At 82.1% G+C, this 1,717-nt stretch carries 1 protein-coding gene; it reads right to left on the bottom strand.

The window, feature by feature from the left end; genetic code table 11:
* Nucleotides 1–1,028: 1,028 nt before the first annotated feature.
* A partial coding sequence (locus VR45_RS08555; protein WP_045939067.1) for a glycosyltransferase occupies nucleotides 1,029–1,717 on the bottom strand: 689 nt, incomplete at its 5' end.

Below are 1,717 nucleotides of genomic sequence, written 5' to 3'. Positions count from 1 at the left end.
CGCCGTGCCCGCCGCTCCGGCCAGCGCGCCCAGCGCGGCCGCCGCGGGACGGCCGCAGCGTGCCAGCAGCACGGGCAGCACCAGCAGCAGGCCGAGCACGCCCTGTGCCGCCCACTGCGCGGGCTCGGCGCGCTCGGCCGCCAGGTGCAGCAGCCCGCCGCCGTGCGCCGGGCCCGGGCGCGGCGCGAGCGCGGTCAGCACGGCCAGCGCCGCGAAACTCAGCACGGCCAGCACCGCCAGGTGCAGCGCCAGCGCCACCGGGAGCACCGGCCGCATCCGGGACCTGAACTCGGCCAGCGTCGCCGCCGCCCCCAGGTGCCCCCGGCCGACCTGCCGGTACCACCGGGCCGCCCACTCCGCGGACCCGGTGGACAGCGCCGCCGCCAGCACCAGTGCGGCCGTCACCCGCCGCTCCTCCGGCCCGTCGGCCGCCACGGCCAGCGGCACCAGCAGCAGGGCGGCCAGCCCGGCCCCCCGCGCGGCCGGATCCCACCAGCGGCGGGTCCCGGCGGGCGGGCCCGTCCGCCCGTGCTCCGGTCCGGCCGGGCCCAGCTCCGCCTCCGGCCCCTCCCCGAGCCCCGGCCCGACCCACGGCACGGCGGCCGCACCGCCCGCTCCGGCGCTCCCGGCGGCGGCCGGGACCAGGGCCAGCGGAACGGCCGCCACCAGCAGGACGGGTCGGCTCCCGCCGAGCGCGGCCGCCGCCGCGCACGGGAGCACGGCCAGCCCCGCCGTCCGCAGTGCCGCCCCGCGCCGCCGCTGCCGGCCCCCGGCGGGCTCGGCCGGTTCCGCCGAGGGCGGCCGGCGCGGCACCCGGGCGTACAGCTCCTCGGCGAGCGAGAACNGGTCGGCATGCCGGCACCGGGCGGCGGCGGCCGGTCCCAGCCCGGCCTCCGCCAGCCCGGCGGCGATCTCCAGCGGGTCCACGGCCCGTTCGCAGAGCACCCGGTGCTCGGCCATCACCTCCCGGACCGGGTCACCGGACCCGTCCGCGAGCCCGACGGCCGCCGCTCCCCCGCCGCCCGCCATCAGACCGCCTCCGCGAACGACCCGGCCCGGTCCGGCGCCTCGCCGGCCGCCGGCACCCGCCCCCGCGACAGCGCCACCACGGCGCCGGCCCCGTCCGCCCGGTCGGCGGTGCCGCCGTCGTCGGTGCCGTCGGTGCCGGTGCCTTCGGTGCCGGTGCCTTCGGCCGTCCCCGGGTCCGCCGTCACGGGGGCGGCCGCCGGAACGGCCTCCCCCGGCGCGGTGTGCCGGCGGTCGGTGATCCAGTACTCGGCGGGCCGGGCGAACGGCCGGGGCCGCGGGCCGGCACCGGCGTCGGGCGCGGCGGCCGGGAAGGCCGGCCACTGCGAGACCAGCTCCAGGTAGATCTCCCGGAAGGCACCGGTCACCGGCTCGACGGCGAAGCGTTCCTGCGCCCGCAGGCGGCCGGCCAGCCCGAGCCGGGCCCGGCGCTCGCCGTCGCGCAGCAGGGCGAGACAGGCTCCGGCCAGGGCCTGCGGGTCGCGCGGCGGCACCAGCAGCCCGGTCGGGCCGACCACCTCGCGGGCCACCCCGACATCGGTGCTGACCACCGCGCGGCCGCTCAGCATCGCGTCGGCCAGCAGGCGGGGGCGGCGCTGGGAGAGGGCGGAGAAGACCACGACGGTGCCGTCCGCCCAGGCGTCGGCGGCCGAACGGGGCCGCCCGGCGAACTCGACCGCGTCGGCCACCC

This window comes from Streptomyces sp. NRRL S-495 (assembly GCF_000966955.1).
Taxonomy (GTDB): domain Bacteria; phylum Actinomycetota; class Actinomycetes; order Streptomycetales; family Streptomycetaceae; genus Kitasatospora; species Kitasatospora purpeofusca.
Note: the sequence above shows the minus strand (reverse complement) of the source record. Positions and strands in the feature narration are given on the sequence as shown.